The sequence below is a fragment of the Amycolatopsis sp. NPDC031561 genome (assembly GCF_055580625.1).
Genome location: NZ_JBVILA010000008.1, coordinates 14,102 through 33,740, shown reverse-complemented (window position 1 = coordinate 33,740; position 19,639 = coordinate 14,102). Strand labels below are relative to the sequence as shown.

Annotated in this window: 18 protein-coding genes; 2 read left to right on the top strand and 16 right to left on the bottom strand. The window is 68.0% G+C overall.

The features are described from left to right. Nucleotides 1–17: 17 nt before the first annotated feature. The 16 genes from aroA to ACZ5IK_RS18425 form a co-directional block, all read right to left on the bottom strand. On the bottom strand, nt 18–1,253 hold the full coding sequence (gene aroA, locus ACZ5IK_RS18500) for a 3-phosphoshikimate 1-carboxyvinyltransferase (RefSeq protein WP_465488771.1): 1,236 nt from the start codon (nt 1,251–1,253) through the stop codon (nt 18–20). A 31-nt stretch (nt 1,254–1,284) separates the two neighbouring features. Beyond that, nucleotides 1,285–1,719, bottom strand: coding sequence for a DUF2550 domain-containing protein (locus tag ACZ5IK_RS18495; protein WP_101610243.1), 435 nt, complete (start codon nt 1,717–1,719; stop codon nt 1,285–1,287). Between the two features lie 25 nt (nt 1,720–1,744). After that, entirely contained in the window at nt 1,745–2,110 is a 366-nt protein-coding gene (locus tag ACZ5IK_RS18490; protein WP_465488770.1) for a F0F1 ATP synthase subunit epsilon, read from the bottom strand. Nucleotides 2,111–2,224: 114 nt separating this feature from the next. Then, nucleotides 2,225–3,652: a F0F1 ATP synthase subunit beta gene (gene atpD, locus ACZ5IK_RS18485; protein WP_101610244.1), complete on the bottom strand. Its 1,428-nt coding sequence runs from the start codon at nt 3,650–3,652 to the stop codon at nt 2,225–2,227. Next, on the bottom strand, nt 3,652–4,590 hold the full coding sequence (locus ACZ5IK_RS18480) for a F0F1 ATP synthase subunit gamma (protein ID WP_465488769.1): 939 nt from the start codon (nt 4,588–4,590) through the stop codon (nt 3,652–3,654). Before ACZ5IK_RS18480 ends, atpD begins: the two co-directional genes overlap by 1 nt. A gap of 11 nt (nt 4,591–4,601) precedes the next feature. Beyond that, nucleotides 4,602–6,239 carry a F0F1 ATP synthase subunit alpha gene (gene atpA, locus ACZ5IK_RS18475; RefSeq protein WP_465488768.1) on the bottom strand — a complete coding sequence of 546 codons (1,638 nt, stop codon included), beginning with the start codon at nt 6,237–6,239 and terminating at the stop codon, nt 4,602–4,604. 53 nt (nt 6,240–6,292) lie between these two features. Then, complete coding sequence (locus ACZ5IK_RS18470; RefSeq protein WP_465488767.1) at nt 6,293–7,114, bottom strand: F0F1 ATP synthase subunit delta; 822 nt, start codon at nt 7,112–7,114, stop codon at nt 6,293–6,295. A 6-nt stretch (nt 7,115–7,120) separates the two neighbouring features. Further along, entirely contained in the window at nt 7,121–7,678 is a 558-nt protein-coding gene (locus tag ACZ5IK_RS18465) for a F0F1 ATP synthase subunit B (protein WP_465488766.1), read from the bottom strand. A 33-nt stretch (nt 7,679–7,711) separates the two neighbouring features. Next, nucleotides 7,712–7,966: an ATP synthase subunit c family protein gene (locus tag ACZ5IK_RS18460; protein WP_005150354.1), complete on the bottom strand. Its 255-nt coding sequence runs from the start codon at nt 7,964–7,966 to the stop codon at nt 7,712–7,714. 61 nt (nt 7,967–8,027) lie between these two features. Further along, nucleotides 8,028–8,825 (bottom strand): F0F1 ATP synthase subunit A, encoded by a 798-nt coding sequence (atpB, locus tag ACZ5IK_RS18455; RefSeq protein ID WP_409493898.1) that lies wholly within the window; start codon nt 8,823–8,825, stop codon nt 8,028–8,030. 379 nt (nt 8,826–9,204) lie between these two features. Next, entirely contained in the window at nt 9,205–9,660 is a 456-nt protein-coding gene (locus ACZ5IK_RS18450; RefSeq protein ID WP_465488765.1) for a hypothetical protein, read from the bottom strand. Between the two features lie 56 nt (nt 9,661–9,716). After that, the gene (locus tag ACZ5IK_RS18445) at nt 9,717–10,868 is read right to left on the bottom strand and encodes a glycosyltransferase family 4 protein (RefSeq protein WP_465488764.1); all 1,152 of its coding nucleotides are present in this window, start codon (nt 10,866–10,868) and stop codon (nt 9,717–9,719) included. A gap of 99 nt (nt 10,869–10,967) precedes the next feature. Beyond that, nucleotides 10,968–11,618, bottom strand: a complete 651-nt coding sequence (locus ACZ5IK_RS18440) for an L-threonylcarbamoyladenylate synthase (RefSeq protein WP_465488763.1) — start codon at nt 11,616–11,618, stop codon at nt 10,968–10,970. A gap of 119 nt (nt 11,619–11,737) precedes the next feature. Then, the gene (locus ACZ5IK_RS18435; protein WP_465488762.1) at nt 11,738–13,723 is read right to left on the bottom strand and encodes a M6 family metalloprotease domain-containing protein; all 1,986 of its coding nucleotides are present in this window, start codon (nt 13,721–13,723) and stop codon (nt 11,738–11,740) included. A gap of 210 nt (nt 13,724–13,933) precedes the next feature. Continuing rightward, nucleotides 13,934–14,800 carry a peptide chain release factor N(5)-glutamine methyltransferase gene (gene prmC, locus ACZ5IK_RS18430; RefSeq protein WP_101610254.1) on the bottom strand — a complete coding sequence of 289 codons (867 nt, stop codon included), beginning with the start codon at nt 14,798–14,800 and terminating at the stop codon, nt 13,934–13,936. Between the two features lie 84 nt (nt 14,801–14,884). After that, complete coding sequence (locus ACZ5IK_RS18425) at nt 14,885–15,433, bottom strand: HD domain-containing protein (protein ID WP_465488761.1); 549 nt, start codon at nt 15,431–15,433, stop codon at nt 14,885–14,887. A 116-nt stretch (nt 15,434–15,549) separates the two neighbouring features. Here ACZ5IK_RS18425 and wsfD point away from each other — a divergent pair, with 116 nt between their 5' ends. Together wsfD and ACZ5IK_RS18415 are read left to right on the top strand one after the other, a co-directional pair. Continuing rightward, entirely contained in the window at nt 15,550–16,983 is a 1,434-nt protein-coding gene (gene wsfD / locus ACZ5IK_RS18420) for a glycan biosynthesis hexose transferase WsfD (RefSeq protein ID WP_465488760.1), read from the top strand. Nucleotides 16,984–18,896: 1,913 nt separating this feature from the next. After that, a complete protein-coding gene (locus tag ACZ5IK_RS18415) occupies nt 18,897–19,634 on the top strand; it encodes a hypothetical protein (protein WP_465488759.1) in 738 nt (245 codons plus the stop codon). Nucleotides 19,635–19,639 lie beyond the last annotated feature (5 nt).

Sequence of the window (19,639 nt, the reverse complement as noted above, 5' to 3'; positions counted from 1 at the left end):
TAATTGCGGCGGAGTGGTCACAGCCCCCAGGAGCCGCGAAGCGAAGCGAGAGCGTCGTGGAACCCGGGGAAGGTCTTCTTCACGCACCCCGGATCGTCCAGCGTGATCCCCGGCGTCCGCAGCCCGGTGACACTGAACGCCATCGCGATCCGGTGATCCCGACGGCACTTCACCAGAGCACCCGAAGGCGTGGCAGGCTGGATCTCGATCCAGTCCCGCCCGGTCTCCACCGGGACACCCATCGCGCGCAGGTTCTCCTCGCACGCCGCGAGCCGGTCGCATTCCTTGATCCGCGTGTTGTAGACGTCCTCGATCCGCACCGGCCCGTCCGCGAACGGCGCGATGGCCGCGAGCGTCGGCACCGTGTCGGAGATGTCGCGCATGTTCACCGTGACGCCGCGCAGCCCGCCCGTTCCGGTCACGGTGACGGCGTCCGGGCCGACCTCGACGTCCGCGCCCATCTGCCGCAGGACCTCGACGAAGGCCAGATCCCCTTGCAGAGCGCCGTCGCCGAGGCCCGGCACGGTCACCGACCGCCCGGTCAACGCCGCCGCCGCGAAGAAGTAGCTCGACGTCGAAGCGTCGGGTTCGATCTCGTAGCGGCACGCCTGGTACGGCGTGGGCGGCACGACGAACGTGTCGCCGTCCCGGACGACCTCGACGCCGAAGCGCCGCATCATCGCGATGGTGATCTCGACGTAGGGCACCGAAACGAGGTCGGTCACGGTGATCCGCAGTCCCTCGGTGGCCAGCGGCCCGACCAGCAGCAACGCGGTCAGGAACTGCGAAGACAGCCCCGCGTCCAGCGTCAGGTCCCCGCCCTTGATCCCGGCGGCCCGCACCACCAGCGGATGGTGACCCGGCTTGCCTTCGAAGGTGAGGTCGACGCCCAGTTCCAGCAGTGCGTCGGTGAGAGGCCCCAGCGGCCGCGCGCGCATCTGCTCGGAGGCGTCGAAGCGGAAGGTCCCGTGGCCGGCCGCGGCCAGGGCGGGGAGGAAGCGCGCGGTGGTGGCACCGTCGCGGCAGAAGACGTCCGCGCTGTCGACGGCGGGACCCTCTGGCCTGCCCTCGATGATCCACTCGCCGGAAGTGCGGGATACCTGATAGCCGAGCTTGAGAAGGCCCTCGGCGAAGCCCTCGGAGTCATCCGAACTCAGTGGCCTGCTCAGCACGGTCGTACCGTGGGCGGCGGCCGCGAGGAACAGGCCTCGGGCGGTGATCGACTTCGAACCGGGGATGTCGACGATGGTCACGCCGCGAGCATACGGCGTTTCCGGAACCGATTCAGGAAGCGCGCGGGAGGCGCCTGCCCGGAGGAGCGGACTCCAGCCAGGAGAGGAAGCCGGTGAGGGCGCCGGGGCCCATCGCGATCTCGATCGCCTCCTGCGTGGCCGACTCACAGCGCAGGACGATCGAACCTTCGGGGACGGCGTACGCCTCCGTGCCGGAGGGATCGCGCCGATCCGCGATCTCCATGCTCGCCCGCTGGAACACCCGGTCCGGGCCGGTCCGCAGGCTCCACACCCGGAACCAGACGAACTCGTCGCCTTCGTAGCGGCCCAGCCCCAGATGCCAGCTGGACCGCGCCTCGTCCGGACGCCACCGCAGCGCGACGCTCACGCCACCACCGCGGCGCATCCGGACCCATCGCAACGAATACCAGGCCGCGAAAACAGCCAGGATGGTCAGGGCCCCGAGAACACCCACGGCGATTTCCACGGCCCGGCCCCTGCCCGATTCCCGGTCAGACCGACTGACCGGCCGCGCGGAGCTGGGCGGCTGCCCTAGCCCGCTCTTGCTCGTCTTCGCCGCTCAACGCCTTCTTGGCCGCGTCGACGTCGATCTCGTGCGAAAGTTCCGCGCTCTCGGCGAGGATGCTCACGCCGGTCGCGGTGACCGACAGGAAGCCGCCGTGCACCGCGGCGGTCACGATCTCGCCGTCCGTGGTCGTCACCTTCACGACGCCGCCTTCGACGAGCTGGCCGAGAACCGGCTCGTGACCGGCCATGATGCCGATCTCGCCCTCGGTGGTCTGGGCCACCACGAACGTGGCGGTACCGGACCAGAGACGGCGCTCGACGGCTACCAGCTCGACAGAAATCTCAGCCACGTAGCTTCCCTTCACCTCAGGTGCTGCCACCGAGTGTAATAGTCAAGGTTCCATCTATGCGAACGGCGGGACCAGCGTCCACAGTAGACACTGATCCCGCCGCTCATCGGAACATCACTTCTTGGTGATTTCCTTGTACTTCTTCTCGAGGTCTTCGAGGCCACCGATACCCAGGAACGCCTGCTCCGGGTAGTGGTCGAAGTCGCCCTTGGTGATGCGGTCGAAGGACTCGATGGTCTCCGACAGCGGCACGGTCGAGCCCGGGATCTGCGTGAACGCCTCGGCGACCAGCATGTTCTGCGACAGGAACCGCTCGATGCGGCGCGCGCGCTGAACGGTCAGCTTGTCTTCTTCCGACAGCTCGTCCATACCGAGGATCGCGATGATGTCCTGCAGTTCCTTGTACTTCTGCAGGATCCGGATGACCTCGGAGGCCACCCGGTAGTGGTCCTCACCGACGATGGCCGGGTCGAGAATGGTCGACGTCGACGCCAGCGGGTCCACCGCCGGGAAGATGCCCTTCTGGAACACGCCACGCGAAAGCTCCGTGGTGGCGTCCAGGTGGGCGAACGTCGTGGCCGGGGCCGGGTCGGTGTAGTCGTCCGCGGGGACGTAGATCGCCTGCATCGAGGTGATCGAACGACCACGGGTCGAGGTGATCCGCTCCTGGAGCTGACCCATCTCGTCGGCCAGCGTCGGCTGGTAACCCACGGCCGAAGGCATGCGGCCCAGCAGGGTCGACACCTCGGAACCGGCCTGGGTGAACCGGAAGATGTTGTCGATGAAGAGCAGCACGTCCTGGTTCTGCACATCGCGGAAGTACTCCGCCATGGTCAGCGCGGACAGCGCGACCCGCATACGGGTGCCCGGCGGCTCGTCCATCTGACCGAAGACGAGGGCGGTGTCGTTGATGACGCCGTCCTCGGACATCTCCAGGAAGAGGTCGTTGCCCTCACGGGTGCGCTCGCCGACACCGGCGAACACCGAGGTACCACCGAAGTTCCGGGCGACACGGGTGATCATCTCCTTGATGAGCACCGTCTTGCCGACACCGGCACCGCCGAACAGGCCGATCTTGCCACCCTCGACGTACGGGGTCAGCAGGTCGACGACCTTGAGGCCGGTCTCCAGCATCTTCGTCTTGCCTTCGAGCTGGTCGAAGGAAGGCGGGTTGCGGTGGATGCCCCAGCGCTCGAGGTCATCGCCGTAGCCGGGCTCGTCGAGGCACTCGCCGAGCGCGTTGTAGACGTGGCCCTTGACCTTGTCGCCCACCGGGACGGTGATGGGGCCACCGGTGTTGGTGACCTCGGCGCCACGCACCAGGCCGTCCTGCGGCTGGAGCGAGATGGTGCGGACGAGGTTGTCACCGAGGTGGCTGGCGACCTCGAGGGTCACCGTCTTGCGCAGCTGCTCGAACTCGATTTCGACCTTGAGCGCGTTGAACTGGTCGGGAACGGCACCGCGCGGGAACTCGACGTCGACGACCGGGCCGGTCACCGAGACGATGCGCCCCTTGGCACGCGGGGTTTCAGTACTGGTCATCAGTCATCACTTCCTGCTGCGGTCAGCGCGTTCGCGCCACCGACGATTTCGGAGATCTCCTGGGTGATCTGCGCCTGGCGGGCCTGGTTCGCCTCCCGCGTCAGCGTGTTCACCAGATCGTTCGCGTTGTCCGACGCCGCCTTCATCGCGGTACGGCGAGCGGCGAGTTCGGACGCGGCCGACTCGAGCATCGCCGCGAAGATCCGCGTGTTGATGTACTTCGGCAGCAAAGCGGAGAGCAGCTTCTCGGCGCTGGGCTCGAACTCGTAGCTCGGGAGCAGGCCTTCGGGCTTCTCTTCGTCACCCTCGGTGTACTCGACCTCGAGCGGCGCGACGCGCTTGGCCGTCGGACGCTGGGTGAGCATCGAGACGAACTCGGTGTAGACGACGTGGATCTCGTCGACACCCAGGATGCCGTCGGCGTTGCCCGCCTCGTCGTCGGCGCCGTTCAGGAACGACTCGACGATGAGCTCACCGGCGGTCGAGGCGTTGACGTAACCGGGCTGGTCGGAGAACCCCGTCCAGCCTTCGGTCACCTCGCGGCCGCGGAACCGGTAGTAGCTCAGGCCCTTGTTGCCGGTCACGTACAGCACCGGCTCCTTGCCCTGCTGGCGCAGCAGCGTCAGGAGCTCCTCGGTCGCCTTCAGCACGTTGGAGTTGTATCCACCGCACTGGCCCTTGTCGCTGGTGATCACGAGGACCGCCGCGCGCTTCGCGTTGGGGCGCTCGACCAGCAACGGGTGGTCGAGGTTGGACGAGGCGCTGGCCAACGCGGAGAGCACGTTCGTGATCTCGTCCGCGTAGGGGCGCGACGCCGCGACCTTCGCCCGCGCCTTGGTGATGCGCGCGGTGGCGATGAGCTCCATCGCCTTGGTGATCTTGCCGATGGACTTGGTCGCCTTGATACGCGACCGGAGTTCTCGGAGTTGTGCGGCCATGAGCTACCAGCTCACTTCTTCGGTGCGGGCTTGTTGACCTTGACGGTCTCCTGCCCGACCTTCTCGGCGTCCATGGCGTCGGAGACCTCGACCAGGCTCTTGCCCTCGGCGGTGGTGAACTCCTTCTTGAACTCGTTCACCGCGTCGACCAGCCCGGAAGCGGTCTCCTTGGAGAACTTGCCCGACTCGCGGATGTCCTTGAGGAGCTCTCCGTGCTTGCGGCGCGCGGAGTCGATGAACTCGTCACGGAAGCGGCGCACGTCCTCGGTCGGAACCGTGTCGAAGTGACCGTTCGTGCCGAGGTACACCGTGACGACCTGCTCCTCGACCGGGATCGGCGAGTACTGCGGCTGCTTGAGCACCTCGTACAGGCGGGCACCACGCTCGAGCTGCGCCTTCGACGCGTCGTCGAGGTCCGAGGCGAAGGCCGCGAAGGCCTCCAGCTCGCGGTACTGCGACAGGTCGATCCGGAGCGAACCCGAAACGTCCTTCATCGCCTTGACCTGCGCGGCACCACCCACGCGGGAAACCGAGATACCCACGTCGATGGCCGGGCGCTGACCGGCGTTGAAGAGGTCCGACTGGAAGAAGCACTGACCGTCGGTGATCGAGATGACGTTGGTCGGGATGTACGCCGACACGTCGTTCGCCTTGGTCTCGATGATCGGGAGACCGGTCAGCGAGCCCGCGCCCAGCTCGTCCGAGAGCTTGGCGCAACGCTCGAGGAGACGGGAGTGCAAGTAGAAGACGTCGCCGGGGAAGGCTTCACGGCCCGGCGGGCGACGCAGCAGCAGCGAGATCGCGCGGTACGCGTCGGCCTGCTTGGTCAGGTCGTCGAACACGATGAGGACGTGCTTGCCCTCGTACATCCAGTGCTGGCCGATGGCCGAACCGGTGTACGGCGCGATCCACTTGAAGCCGGCGGAGTCCGACGCGGGGGCCGCGACGATGGTGGTGTACTCCATCGCGCCGGCGTCCTCGAGGGACTTCTTCACGGCCGCGATCGTGGAGCCCTTCTGGCCGACGGCGACGTAGATGCAGCGAACCTGCTTCTTCGGGTCGCCGGTCTCCCAGTTGGCCTTCTGGTTGATGATCGTGTCCACCGCGACGGCCGTCTTACCGGTCTTGCGGTCACCGATGATCAGCTGGCGCTGTCCACGGCCGATCGGGGTCATCGCGTCGATCGCGGTGATACCGGTCTGCAGCGGCTCGGCCACCGGCTGGCGCTCGACCACCGAAGCGGCCTTGACCTCCAGCGGGCGACGCTCGGTGGTCTCGATCTCGCCGAGGCCGTCGATCGGGGCGCCCAGCGGGTTCACCACGCGGCCGAGGTAGCCCTCGCCGACCGGGACCGAGAGGACCTGGCCGGTGCGCTTGACCTGCTGGCCTTCGACGACGGTCTCGAAGTCACCGAGGATCGCGGCACCGATGGAGCGCGCGTCCAGGTTCAGCGCGACGCCGAGGACCCCGCCGGGGAACTCGAGCAGCTCGTTGGCCATGGCCGAGGGAAGGCCCTCTACGTGGGCGATACCGTCACCGGCGTCGATGACGACGCCAACCTCTTCCCGGCTCACGTCCGGGGCGTAACTCGAGACGTAGTTCTCGATCGCGCTACGGATCTCATCCGAGGAGATCGTCAGCTCCGCCATTTCAATCCCGCTCTCGCTTCGTTCGTGCCAGTGTGCAAAGTCGTTGATGTGGGTCAGCCAGCCAACCGGCGACGCAGGGCGTCGATGCGCCCCGCGGTGCTGCCGTCGATGACCTCGTCACCGACGCGGACGACGAGTCCGCCGCCCAGTGACGGGTCGACCTCGACGTGCAGCGCGAGCTGCCGCCCGTAAAGGGCGTTGAGCTTCTCGCTCAGCCGAGCCTGCTGCTCGTCGGACAGCGCGCTCGCGCTGGTCACCTGGGCGACCGAGCGTTCACGGCGTTCCGCGGCCAGCTGGACCAGCCGCTCGAGCGCGTTGGCGACCCCGCGGCCCTTGGCGCGCAGGACGACCTGCTCGACGAGGGTCTCGGTGACCACGTCCACCTTGTCGGCGAACAGGTTGCGGACGAGGGTCCGCTTCGCCTCCGCGGGGGCTGTCAGGTCCGACAGTGCCCGCTCGAGCTCCGGGGCGCCCGCAACGATACGGGTGACCCGGAACAGCTGGTCTTCGACAGCGTCGACGTTCCCGGACTTCTCCGCACTGGTGAGCAGCGCCGAGCGGCCGAGGGCCTCGAGCCCGTCGGTCAGTTCGCGCGGGCTCGACCAGCGGCTGCCCGCCACGGAGTCGAGCACCTGCAGGGCCGGTTCGGAAACCTTGCCCGCGAGGATCCCGCGGGCGAGGCCGATCCGGGCTTCGGGCGAAGCCGAACCGTCGGCGACGGCCCGGCGAAGGCCGATCTCCCGGTCCAGCAGGGTGACGACCGAAAGCAACTCGTCGCCGACCGTCGCCGGGTCAGTACCCGCGGCGGCCAGAACCTCGCCGAGACGATTCTCGGCGAGGTCGAGCGCTTCACGGCTCGCAGCATGCAGCGTCATTCTGGTCTACTTCCCCGCTCCGTTGGAGGCACCCGCGGTCTCCAGCTCGGCAAGGAACCGGTCCACGGTGCCGTGACGGCGCGCGTCGTCCGCGAGCGACTCGCCGACGATGCGGCTGGCCAGCTCGACGGAGTTACGGCCGAGTTCGGCGCGCAGCTCGGCGATGATCTGCGCCTTCTGGGCCTGCAGCTGAGCCTGGCCCTGGGCGACGATGCGCTGGGACTCGGACTCCGCCTCGGCCCGCAGTTCCGCCTTGATCTGCTCGGCTTCGAGCCGGGCGTCGTCGCGGATCTTCGCGGCCTCGGAACGGGCTTCCGCCAGCTGCGCCTTGTACTGCGCAAGGTTTTCTTCGGCTTCGGCCTGCGCCTTCTCGGCCCGCTCGATGCCACCCTCGATCAGCTTGGTGCGCTCTTCGTATGCCGTCTCGAAACGCGGGACGACGTACTTCTTCAGAACGAACAGCAGCAGAAGGAAGGCGATGAATCCGAGGATGAGCTCGGGAACGTGCGGCACGATCGGGTTGGGCACCTCTTCGGCGGCCAACACCAATTCGGTCTTCAGCACAACGTCTCCTTAAGCGATGAGCGGAACTCAGCCCTAGGCGGAGGCGAGGAAGTAGATGACGATACCGATCAGCGCCAGCACCTCGGTCAGAACGAAGGTCGAGAAGGCGATGCTCTGCAGCTTGCCCTGGGCCTCCGGCTGACGGGCGGTGCCGTTGATGACGGCGGCGAAGATGAGACCCACACCGATACCGGGGCCGATCGCGCCGAGGCCGTAACCGATGGCGGCGAGACCCTTGTTGATGCTGACGGCCTCGGCAGCCTGCTGCGCAAGAACGATGTTGCTCACGTGCGTTTCCCTTCAAACTCGGTCCGCGCGACTCACGCGGATCGGGGGCTTTTGGTGTTACTCAGTGCTCCGACGCCAGTGCGGCGCCGATGTACCCTGCGGACAGCAGTGCGAAAATAAATGCCTGCAGGACCTGGATGAATGCCTCCAGGAAGGTCATCGCGATGGCGAACAGGAACGCCACCGGAGACGCGATTTTCACGAGGCCTTCGCCTTCGGTCAGCAGGAAGCTCCCACCGAGCGTGAAGACCATGATGATCAGGTGCCCGGCGAACATCGCCGCGAAGACTCGGATCGCCAGCGTGGCCGGCGCGATGAAGAACTTCTGCGCGAACTCGATGGTGGAGTACAGCGGCAGAACGAACCCGGGAATACCCGCCGGGGCCAGTTCCTTCTTCAGATAACCCTTGAAACCGTGGCGCTTGAACCCGACGTAGTGATACACCGGGTAAACGACAAGGAACGCGAGTGCGACCGGGAAGCCGATTCGCGCCATCGTGGGGAACTGGAAGAACGGGATGATCCCGAAGAGGTTGTTCACCAGCACGAAGCTGAAGAGACCGAGCACAAGCGGGATGAACGGCTTGAAGTCGGCGGAGCCGATCTGCTCCCGCGCGATGTTGTTGCGGCCGAAGTTGTAAATCGATTCGGCGATGAACTGTCCCTTGCCCGGGACGACCTTCAACCGGCGCGACGACACCATGAAGTAGGTGACGAGGATGATCAGGGAGATGACCACCAGCAGCATCGGCTTGGTGAAGCTCAACCAATAGCCGGAACCGAACAACGGCGGCAGGTTGAAGTCTTTGACGCCAGGCGGCGCGAACTCCGCACCCTCGGCTAGTACCAGCGCGCCCACTGGGCTCCTTCCGGTTCTCCCGGCCGGCGTTCACTCCGCCGGGGGAATCGTCACGATCTGGACTTAACGTACCCGACACGTATCGGGCCGTCGGAGGCGGCCACCCCACGATGTGCTGAACACGGCTTCACGTTCCGCACACGAGGATTCTCGATGCAGTGCTCCCGGGAGACAGACGCCTACCAGCGGGTAATGAGGGACGATTCAACACCGTCGCCACACTGCTGTTCGGGGTTCGTCATCGGGAGCCGGCAGCCGAGGCCGCCGCCCATACGCGGACCATATCAGCAGGTTCCGACGGGCCGTACAGGCGTACTACATTGCCCCTGAACGGCCGAGGACCTAGGTCCCGGCCCAGGTCAGGACCTGAGTCCCGAAATCAGTGGGAGGCGGGGATGATCGTCGGGATCTTGGTCTTGCGGAACGCCGCGAACTCCACCGCGGCGGCCACGAGGATCGCGACGATCATGGTGACGCCCAGCGCCATCGGGTGGATCGAGTCCACTCCGCGAAGCACGCTCAGCGCGGCGAAAAGAAGGATGAGCTTGAGTACGTAGCCACCGAGAGCGATCACCATCACGAACATCGGGTCCATGCCCGCGCTGAAGCGCATGAGGCCCAGCGTCGCGACGGCGGACACGAGGGCGAGCACGCCGCCGATGGCCGAGCCGAGCAGGCCCGGCTGTCCTTTGAGGATGGTGAACACCACGACGCAGATCAGCACCGCCGGCGGAACCAGCTTCAGGGAAGCCTTCATCATCGCGTTGGCCGCCTGCAGAACCACCTTGGCGTGGGGGTTCTCCTCCGCCTCGACGGTCTTCTCGGTCTCGCTCACAGAAAACTCCCTGGTCGTCTCAGCCGTCCAGTGTAGGCCCGCGCCGATCCCGTCTTTCAGGCGGTTCGGTTCCGCGACCGCAGCCGCGGGATGACCGACACCAGAGTCGCGAGCAGGAAACCGAATCCGACAATCCAGAAAACCGCGGCGTCGTCGAACAACGTCACCGAGACGGCGCCGAACGCGAGCAGGCCCGCCCACAAGTAGATGAGCAGTACCGCGCGGCGCTGCGAATGGCCGATCTCCAGCAGCCGGTGGTGCAGGTGCATCTTGTCCGCGGCGAACGGGCTCTCGCCGCGGCGGGTGCGGCGGATGACCGCCATGATCAGGTCGAGCAGCGGCACGAACAGCACCGCGGCGACCACGACGAGCGGCGAGAGCAGCGCGAGCGCGTCCTTGCCGCTGAACTGCGGGTAGGGAACGCGGCCCGACGCGGACGTCGTCGCGCCCGCCAGCATGAGGCCGATCATCATCGACCCCGAGTCGCCCATGAAGATCTTCGCGGGCTGGAAGTTGTACGGCAGGAAGCCGAGACAGGCCCCGGCGAGCGTGGCGGCGATGAGGGCGGGCGGATACGCGCCGACGTCACCGCCCGAGGAGTCGAGCAGGCCGAGCGAGAACGAGCACGTCGCCGCGGCGGCGATGAAACCGAGGCCGCCGGCGAGCCCGTCGAGGCCGTCGACGAAGTTCATCGCGTTGACCATGACGACCACCAGCACGACCGTCAGCAGCGCGCCCTGGTTCTTGTCCAGCACCAGGACCTGGCCGAAGGATCCGTCGCCGCCTCCCCACGGCACCCAGAACGACACCCACTGCACGCCGAAGATCACCAGGATCCCGGCGCACATGACCTGGCCAGCCAGTTTCGTCCAGGCGTCCAGCTCGAACCGGTCGTCGAGCGCGCCGATCAGGGAGATCACACCCGCGGCGAGCAGGACGCCCAGCGAGTCGAAGGAGTAGTCGAAACCGCGGCTCAGCGCGGGCAACTGGTGTGCGAGCCCCATCGCGGCGGCCACGCCGAGGAAGATGCCGATGCCGCCCATCCGGGGGATCGGCGTGACGTGGACGTCGCGGGCCCGCGGGTTGGCGATCGCGCCGATCCGGATGGCGACCCGGCGAACCACGCCGGTGAGCAGGAAGGTAACGGCCGCCGCGGTGAGGGCGACGAGGATGTACTCCCGGATCGGGAGGCCTTGCGTAGGAGGCATGGTGCGTTACGCCGCCGAGGTCCAAGTCACTCGAACACGCTACCGCGCCAGGGGGATACGGCGGCGGACGGTCCTCAGACTCGGGGACCAGGCCGTGTCCTAGGCGAGTGACTCCGCGGGCACTCCCAGTACTTCCGCGATCGCGGCGCGGCTGACCGCGCCCTCCCGCAGGATGACCGGGTCGTCACCGGTGAGGTCGACCATCGAGGACGGCACGGGTTCCCCGGTGGATCCGCCGTCGAGGTACACCGCGACGCTGTCGCCGAGCTGGTCGACGGCTTCCTGCGCGGTGGAGGCGGGCGGCTGACCGGAGACGTTGGCGCTGGAGACCGCCATCGGGCCGACGTCACGCAGCAGTTCCAGCGCGACCGGGTGCAGCGGCATGCGCAGCATCACCGTCCCGCGTGACTGGCCCAGGTCCCACTGCAGGCTCGGCGCGTGCGGCAGGACGATGGAGAGGTCGCCGGGCCAGAAGGCCTCGATGAGCGCGCGGGCCTGCGGCGGCGTGCCGAGCACGAGCCCGTCCACAGTGGACCAGGAGCCGACCAGGACGCCGACCGGCATGTCCGGACCGCGGTTCTTGGCCCGCAGGAGGGACTGGACGGCGCCGCCGTCGAAGGCGTCCGCGCCGATGCCGTAGACCGTGTCGGTCGGGAGGACCACGAGGCGGCTGGAACGCACCGCGCTCGCCGCCGCGGCGAGCCCGTCGGCCCGGGATTCACGCTTGCTGCAGTCGTACACCGCGCTCATGGCAGATGAGCGTAGTCCTGCCCCGCGCTCGCCCGGTTCGCGCCTCCCGGGGTGTCATGAAAGGGGCTTTCAGGACATTTTTCGTCCTGAAAGCCCCTTTCATGACATGCGGTGCTCCGCTAGAAGGCGAAAGCGGCGCAGAACGACGTCGCCGTCTTGGCCGGGTCGGCGATCGACGTCGCGGTCAGCTTGATCTGCGCGACGTGGTCACCGCCCGCGGCCCGTTTGGCGTGCGCCGTCGCGGAAGACCGCCCGCCGAACGGGACGGTGGACAGCTCGTTCGGCAGCCGGACCTCCCAGCCCTTCGCCGTGGTGGACGCGCTCAGGCGGTAGGTGTCGGTGTTGTACGGCGCGGCCGCCCCCTTCGCGTTGCCCGTGTTGAGTACCGGGAACGAGCAGCTCGCGAGCCCCTGCTTGGCGAACGCCGGGATCGACGGCCACAGCGAAACGCCCCTGGCCTGCGAGCCCGCGCCGTCGAGCGAAGCCACCGTGACGACGTAGGACAGCACGCCCTTGCGGTCGCGCTCGACGTCCGAGACCAGGAACTTCAGCCGGTTCGCCTCGTCGGTGTACTCGTACTTGCTCGCCGAACCGGTGCCCGCCTTGAAGGCGGCGTCGTTGAGCTGGCGGTAGTCGCCGATGGGGATCGGGACCGGGGTGCCGTCCGGCTTCTTGTAGTCGGTCATGCCGATGTCGGCCGGATGCGCGTCGACGATCCATTCGAACGGCGCGTTGTCCTGGTTCTTCGTCTTCGCGATGATGACGCCGGAATCGGGGGCGAAGGAATCGCTGCCCATCCGGTCGACGACCTCGACGGTGTAATTGTCGTAACCGCCGCCGTCGCAGAACGGATCCTTCGAACGATCGCATTTCGGCGAAAGGTCCCCGCCGGTCAGCGCGATGTTGATCCCGCTGTAGGCGCCCTGTCCCGGCAGGACCGAACGCGCGGTGATCCGCGTCGAAACCGGGCCGGTCTTGGCGAGCTGCTTCCGGTCCAGTTCGAGCACGTCTTCGGGGTCGATGATGTCGAGCTTCATCTTGGTGCGCAGCATGTGGTGCGACCCCATCGAGCCGCCCTGCGTCGCCGGGATCTGCCAGCGGGTGTGCGGTCCGCCGGGGCCGTTGAAGCTGCCGCGCGACATCATCTCCCACGGGCCGGTGTAGGTCCTGGACGGCGGAGTGCCGAACGGGTTGTTGTAGTTGTCGCCGATGCCGAGAATGTGGCTCAGTTCGTGCGCGTAAACCGCCTGACCGGAGCTTTCCGCCTGGGTCGAGGAACCGGTGACCGCGTTCGGCCAGATGCTCGCCGCAGATTTCCACGACGTCCACGGGACATAGCGGGTGGACGCGGCGTTCGGCATTCCGGCGACACCGGGACCGAATTCGTCGGGCACGTTCTCGCGATCGCCGAATTTCATCACGCCGAATTCCTGCCAGGTCGCGCTCTCGTCCTGGCCCGCGGAAAGATAGAAGATGAAGTCGAACTGCTTGGAGACGTCACCCACGTCCGCCCGCCAGGCGGCGCCCGCGTCGGCGCGCAGGTCACGCTTGCAGTTCGCGCCCGGCGGACACGCGTCGGGCTGGAACTCCATGCCGTATTCGAAGGACTTGCCGGGCAGCCGGTACGGCCCGAACGCGGTCAGCTGGACGCCCATCCTGCCGCCGGAGTCCTCCATCCAGTACTCGTTGATGGTGTGGCCCTGGTTCAGCGCCTGGGGCTTGTTGAGGAAGTCCTGGTAGAACTTCGCGACGTTCGCCCGCGGGATGTTGCTGGCGGCGGGGCCCGGGTTGCCGAACACCGTCGAATGCGTCGGCTGAGTGACGGCGAATTCCTGGTCCGGGTAGTCCGCGAGCACCACGGCACCCTTGAACGTCCGCTTTGTCGGCTTCAGCGAGGGATCGGCCCAGTTGGTGCCGGGTGGCTTGCGGTAGTCGTCCCACGTCATGTGGTCCTGGTTCTCCCAGGTCGACCCGTCGATCGGGGCGGGCCAGCCTTTCACCGGCACCGCGGCGGACGCGGGCTGGGCGACCAAACCGGGCAACAGGGCGACGGCGGCGAGGACGGCGAGTGTTCTGAGTGGGGCTCGTCGGAAAGACGATCGCATCGGGGTACACCTCCCAGTCGGACCGCCGATGAGGCGGCCGTGATCGACGGTAGGAGGTGGGCTTTGCCCTGGGCACCGCCGGAAGTCGTGAGTCCCGCTAACCATCCGGCCCACCCTCCCGCGTTTCGTCCTCTGGTTGCGGTACTTGCGCGCGCAAGTACCGCAACCAGAGGACGAAACGCGGGAGAAGGGGGCGGGAGAAGAGAAGCGTCAGGAGACGCGCAGGGCGGTGACGAACCGGGGGCGGCCGGCGAGGTCGAGGTGACCCCGGACGTCGGTCAGCACCCGCCGCGCCCGCACCAGCGCCGGGACGGCGGAGCCGTGGGTGTCGTCGTGCTCGATCGCCATCCCGCCGGTGGGCCGCAGCAGCCGCGCGGCGGCGGCGATCGCGTGCCGGATCACCGCCAGCCCGCTCTCCTCCGCGAACACCGCCCGCGCCGGGTCGTGCTCGGCGACCTCCGCGGGCACCGGGGTGCCTTCGGGGACGTATGGCGGGTTGCACAGGACCAGGTCGACGAGGCCGTCGAGCTCGGCGAACATCGTGCTGTCCGCGACGTCGCCGGAGTACAGCCGGATGGGCGTGTCCCCCGCGTCGGCGTGGACGTCGGCGTTGTGACGGGCCCAGGCAAGCGCCTGGGCGTCGATGTCGACGGCGTAGACGACGGCGTCCGGCCTCGCGTGCTGCACGGCCAGCGCCAGCGCGCCCGAGCCGGTGCACAGGTCGACCACCACCGGGTACTCGCGCCCGTGCAGCAGCTTGAGGCCCCATTCCAGGAGCAGTTCGGTCTCCGGGCGCGGGACGAACACCCCGGCGCCGACGTTGACCGTGATGTCGCCGAGCGCGGCCCAGCCGGTGAGATACTGCAGCGGGATCCGTTTGGCCCGCTGGTTCACCAGCTGGCCGATCGCGTCGATGACGGGCGGGTCCACCAGCGGCACCATCGGCAGGCGGCCGCGTTCGACGCCGAGGACATGCGAGGCGATCAGCTCCGCGTCCGAGCGCGGTGACGCCACACCGGCCTCGGTGAGAATGCGGGTCGCTTCCATGATGGCGAGGCGCAACGGCTGCCGGTTCACTGGTGTTCCTTCACAGAGTCAAGCCTGACACACGAGGCACGCGTGCCGGGGTCGATACACGCGGGCTCAGGGTATCGATTCCTTTCAGCGCACCCGCCACGAGAGCGACGACAACGTCAGCGCCGCTTCGGCCACTCGCCGCGCGAGGTCGGTCTGAAGGCTCTTCGTCGCCGAAGCGATCCACTCGTCGACGTTCCGCACGCCGATGTCGCGGTACTCGACGGCTTGAAGCAGCATCTCGAGCTTGTCCGCGTCGCGCGCGTACAGCGCCTCCGGGCTCTTCGCGGCTTCGTACTCGTCGACGGCCTCGCGCACCGAGTCGCGCGCGGCGCCGGGCAGTGCCGACGTCTGCGCGGCGGTGATCGCCCGGGGGTCCGGCTTCTCGACGAAACCCTTGATCGTGTGCGGGAGGTCGCCGGTCCGCGTCTCCTGGGTGTCGTGCCACAGCGCGAGGTACGCCGCCCTCGCCGGGTCGGCGCCGCCTTCGGCCGCCAGCAGGCCCGCCAGCTGCGCGACCCGGGTGGTGTGCTCGGCGACCGATTCGGGATCGCGGACCCCGGCCTGCCACCATCCGGCCCGGCGGATCCGCTTGAGCACACCCAGTTCGAATCCGAACCTGGCCAGGGCTTCCACGCTGCTCCCCTACTCGTCGACGATGAGATGAACCGTCAGTGTCCCGCGCCGTCGCTCTCCGACGCTTAGAGAGGGCACGAACTGATCACCCTCTGGAATCTTCTAAGGTGGCGCGGGTGAAGATCCGGGAAATCCGACTGACCCTGGGCGTGTTTTTCGCCGCGCTCGGGGTGCTACTCGTCCGTTTCCTGGTTCCGCGTCCGATCGGGATGGCGGACAACGGCGACGGCTGGCGCATCCTGTGCCAGCTCGGCGCCCGCGAGCTCGACCGCCCGTCGGAACACTTCGTCCGCTTCTCCTACGGCCCCGCCCCGGCCTGCAACAGCGAGTACATCTCCAGCCAGAGCTGGATCGACAAGATCGCCAGCGAGATCGGGCAGTTGCTCGGCTCGTCCGCGATCCTGAACCTGCTGGTCCTGGGCGTGCTGGGCTGCCTGCTGGTGGCGGGCGGGATCGCGGCGATCGTCGCGGGCCTGCGCCTTTCGGTCCGCGACAGCTTCATCGCCACGGCCGCGCTGCTGCTGGTCGCCGCGGACTCGGCCTTCTTCGGGTACTTCGCCTCCGTGCTGAGCGAGGGCGCCGCCTTCGCCGGGATGCTCCTGCTCGCCGGCGGGCTCCTGCTGATGCACCGCACCGGGCCGTGGCGCTACACCGGCGCGGCCGTCACCGTGCTCGGCGCGATGGTCGGGATCAACGCGAAGTCGCAGACGCTGCTGCTGATCCCGCTGTTCGCGCTCGCGCTGCTGTTCGTCCGGCCCGCGGGCAGCCGCGGCCTGGCCCGGTGGGCGCTGCCGCTGGCCGTGCTCGCCGTCGTCGGCACGGGTACCGCGCTGGTGCAGGGCGCGGGCGACTCGGCCAACGCGGAGTACCGCGAGGCCAACATGTACCACGTCGTGTTCAACGGGATCGTCGACGGGAAGCACGACACCACCGGCGACCTCGCCGCGCTGGGGCTCCCGCCGGAGTTCGCCCAGTACGTCGGCACGGGCTGGTGGAGCGCGAACGCGGCCTGGAAGTCCCCCGAGTACGCCAAGTACCGCGACAAGATCAGCCGCCGCAACGTCGCCCAGTACTACCTCGACCATCCGGTGCGCGTGGTCGAGATGCTGCACCGCTCCGCGCAGGAGACGCTGACCGCGCGGGTGCCGAACCTCGGCAGCTTCGGCGAGCACGCCGGGCAGCCGCCGCTCGCGAAGGAGTACCGGATCCCGGTCCTGTCCGGGATCACCGGCTGGATCGCGCCGCTGGGACTGTTCGCCCTGCTGCCGATCTGGCTGCTCATCGGCTGGGCGGGACTCCGGGCCTTCCGCAACCGCACCGGCCGCCGCGACGTCGGCATCGTGGTGCTCATGTTCCTGCTCTTCGCGTTGGGCCAGCTCCTGGTGTCCGGTCTCGCGGAAGGCATCGAGAACGTCAAGCACCAGCAGCTGACGATCTTCCCGACCCTGCTCGCCGCCGCCTTCGCCGCGCTCTCGTTCCTGCCGCGACGCGAGGAAGAGACAGCGACGATCGAAGACCGCGAGCCGGAGACGGCGTCCGTCTCCGGCTGAGCTTCAGCCGCAGGTGCCCAGAATCCCGCGAAGCTGCCGCAGGCCACTCTGGTCCCGCCGAGCTTGTCCTTGACCCGGTCTTCCACGCCGCTCATCGCGATGGTCGGCGCGTCCGGGGCGACGGCATCGTGCACCGGCGCGCCCGCGGTCAGCGAAACGGCCTTGACCGTCTGGAAGAGCACGAGATAGTCCCCTTCCCGGTCAAGGCGTTCCGCCGCCTCGACCATCCTTTCCGGACTGTCCCCGGTCAGTTCCAGCGGGAGCGGCCAGTCCAGCGGGAACGGGTTGCGGACCCCGAAGACCGGGGCGACGAAAGGATTGTCCGGCAGGACGGCCACCTTCGACGCCGGGTAGCGGTCCAGGCAGCCGCGGATCTGGGCGACGTAGGTGTACACGCTGGGATTGGTGCGGACGCCGCGCAGCGCGGGCGCGATGTCCCCGAGGTCCTTCGTCAGTTCACCCTGCGGCCTGTCCGCGTACGGCGCCTTGTCGTGCGCGGACAGCAGCAGGAGCCCGGCGAGGATGAACGCGGTGGCGCCGAGAACGCCGCCCGCGAACCGGGGCGGCCGCGGCAGATCCCGCTGCGCCACGGCTTCCAGCACGCCCAGCGCGAAGATCCCGGTGAGCAGGCCGGGAAGCGGGTAGCCCCAGGACAAACTGGCCATCCAGCCGAGTGCGGCGATCGCCAGGTATCGCCAGGGCAACCGTCTTCGGACGACGGCGTCGAGCACCGCGGCGGCCAGGAAGAGCCACAGTAGGGTGACCGGCCAGCTGCCCGCGTGCTCGAACCCGCCGTCGGCCACGACGAACACCACCACGGCCACGACGCACAAGCCCGTCACGACCCGGAGCCATCGGCCCGGCTCGCCGAGCCGTTCGCGAAGGGACCACGCGACGGCGAGGACGCACACTCCGAGCAGCACCGGGAAGACGTACGTCCTCGGATCGGCGCGGCCGGTGAAATCCGCCGTCCAGAACCGGAAAAGGCTTTCGCCCCAGGTTTGTTTGCCGCCGGAGAGCTGCGCGATCGCCGACCGGAGTCCCCCGGCGACGGTGACCATGCCGAGGTACAGCAGCGGCGCCGCACCGAGCACGAGGACGTCGCCGAGCAGGCGCGGCCACTTCCTCGGCGGCGCGGCGGGGTGGAACAACAGGATCAGCACCCCGACCGGTGCGGCGAACAGGAAGCTCTGCTTGACGATGATCGCGAAGCCGAGGCAGAACAGGCCGAGCAGTCGCCGCCATCGCGAGCCGGAACGCAGCCCGCTGTCGAGGAGCCACCAGCCGACCGCGACCAGGAAGACACCGTCGACGGTGTGCCAGGCCATCAGCGGATACGTGTTCAGGCAGACCACCGCGGCGGTGAAGACCAGCCCGAGCCGCAACGGCCCCCACTCCAGCGGCGAAGTCCCGGTCAAGAACGCGGCGAGCGCGAACGTGGCGACGGTCAGCTGCGCCATCATCACGAAACTCGACCCGATCATCAGCGGCGCGGGAACGAGATGGTCGACCACGTGCAGATAAGCCGAACCGAACGGCCGGGGCCCGACGAAATCGACTTGCGGGATCTCGCCGTGCAGGACGCGCCACACCTGCGCCAGTACGAATCCCTGGTCGGTCGGATTGAACCCGAACCGGCCGATCCTGGCGACGACGGCCACGCTCAGCAGGACCGTTCCGGCACCGAGCGCGAAAGCCCGCAGAACACGTTTCCGGTTCGCCGGAATGGATCTTTCCTCGATGTGCACGTCTTCTGCGTATGCCACGGATACGTGTTCCCCTGGGACCGATTCCCTTACCGCCCAGGGACCGTAGCGGAAGCGGGGAATCGACGACAGGCCCGCTCTGCCGCCTGTCCGCGCCGCCCGTAGGCTGAACACACCTGTAGCCGCCGAAGGGCCAGCGAAATAGTCATGGATCTCCGGGAAACGGAAGTCGTCACGCGGATATCCGCGAATATCGAAACCGATGATTTCACCGCGGCCGCCGCACTGGGCGAACGCTTCATCGAAGAGTTCGAAGCCACCGAACTGGAGATCTGCCGGGCGGATCCCGAAGGCGGCTGGAAGGGATACACGGTCTCCGTCGGCTATCGCACTCCGCCGGCGGACGGCGAGGAGCCCGCCGACACACTGCACCGCGCCGCGGTACCGGCGCTTTTCCACTTCGGCCTGAACGCGGCATTCTTCGAAATCCACGGAACGCCGGAAACCGGCCAATACGGAAGCTACGAAGCGCCCGACACCCAAGCCGACGGCTACACGCTCTATGCGCTGATGGCGGCCGTCGGCGGCACCGATCCGCGTGAACCGGCGTACGTCCCCCGGCACGATTTCACCCCGCGCGCGGACACCGACGTCATCTCACGGGTGCACCTTTACGTGCCCACCGGCGATCTGCGGCTGGCCGTGGGCCTGTGCGGACGGCCCGCGACCGACCTTTCGGCGTCACTGGTCCGGATCAGCACGGACGCGGGACCCTGCGAAGCCGTGCTGCTGTCGGCTTTTCCCGCTGTCGCCGGGGAAAGCGGCGAAGAGGCGCTCAGCCGGGTCACGAACGAGGTGACCGACAGGCTCTCCCACGTGAGCATGTCCGTCCGGGCCATCCACACCGGGCTCGAGGACGATCCGTTCTACACCGAACCCGGCTAGCTGTC

Excerpts from the sequence above, each read along its gene's own strand:
- atpD (WP_101610244.1), bottom strand. The coding sequence starts at position 3,652 with ATGACCAGTACTGAAACCCCGCGTGCCAAGGGGCGCATCGTCTCGGTG.
- ACZ5IK_RS18480 (WP_465488769.1), bottom strand. The coding sequence starts at position 4,590 with ATGGCCGCACAACTCCGAGAACTCCGGTCGCGTATCAAGGCGACCAAG.
- atpA (WP_465488768.1), bottom strand. The coding sequence starts at position 6,239 with ATGGCGGAGCTGACGATCTCCTCGGATGAGATCCGTAGCGCGATCGAG.
- ACZ5IK_RS18470 (WP_465488767.1), bottom strand. The coding sequence starts at position 7,114 with ATGACGCTGCATGCTGCGAGCCGTGAAGCGCTCGACCTCGCCGAGAAT.
- ACZ5IK_RS18445 (WP_465488764.1), bottom strand. The coding sequence starts at position 10,868 with ATGCCTCCTACGCAAGGCCTCCCGATCCGGGAGTACATCCTCGTCGCC.
- ACZ5IK_RS18440 (WP_465488763.1), bottom strand. The coding sequence starts at position 11,618 with ATGAGCGCGGTGTACGACTGCAGCAAGCGTGAATCCCGGGCCGACGGG.
- ACZ5IK_RS18435 (WP_465488762.1), bottom strand. The coding sequence starts at position 13,723 with ATGCGATCGTCTTTCCGACGAGCCCCACTCAGAACACTCGCCGTCCTC.
- ACZ5IK_RS18415 (WP_465488759.1), top strand. The coding sequence starts at position 18,897 with ATGGATCTCCGGGAAACGGAAGTCGTCACGCGGATATCCGCGAATATC.